This window comes from Phytobacter sp. V91 (genome assembly GCF_965644225.1).
In the GTDB taxonomy this organism is placed as follows: domain Bacteria; phylum Pseudomonadota; class Gammaproteobacteria; order Enterobacterales; family Enterobacteriaceae; genus CBFFRJ01.
This window is the reverse complement of record NZ_CBFFRJ010000300.1, coordinates 1-653: the sequence shown is the minus strand read 5'-3', so window position 1 is coordinate 653 and position 653 is coordinate 1. Positions and strand designations below refer to the sequence as shown.

1 protein-coding gene is annotated in these 653 nt (G+C 41.3%); it reads left to right on the top strand.

What is annotated here, in order from left to right:
• A partial coding sequence (locus ACSZO4_RS25755) for a DUF6933 domain-containing protein (RefSeq protein ID WP_437891919.1) occupies window positions 1–653 on the top strand: 653 nt, incomplete at both ends.

Here is a 653-nt window from a genome sequence, read left to right as displayed (position 1 = left end):
GCGACACACCTTTACGGTAAATACAAAAAGAATGTTGATGAAGGGTTCTTTGAGCCTGCTTCATCTGTACAGCAGACCATCATGGAACGTCAGTCTGACATAAAGAATAAGGAAATCATTCAGTGGGTGGTTCATGCGGTCAAGATAGGTCGTTCCACCTGTCTGATTGCGATGGAATATGAAAGCCGTTGGGTGCATGTTATTCATCAGGTTCGTAAAGGAGATGTTCAGGGGTTTGTAGAACGTCTTAATACCCGACTGGTCAACGGTATGGAATGGCTGGGCGCTGATTATTCACTGTTCACTACTGCTGCTATGGAAAAATCCATAGACAGGTATTTCAAACAACACAAAGAAATTCGTTTTTACCAACAAACGGATCGCAGCGTCATGGCACATATATCTCAGGTAAGTTATCAATTTCAGTATACATATGATCAAGTCGGTGCGTTTCCCGAAGATGAAGAAATGGCACTTCATTTCGATTTGAGACTCAATGATGAGTGGCGTTGCATTAAAGGCGAAAACGACATTCTTAAAGCGCAGGAAAAAATGTTGTTAATCTGGCTGGTTCATTATAATAAGCTGTCTTTTGTAAAAGCAATGAGACTCATCGAGCAGGTTATATCTGCGAACAGATTAGCTTTTGACTC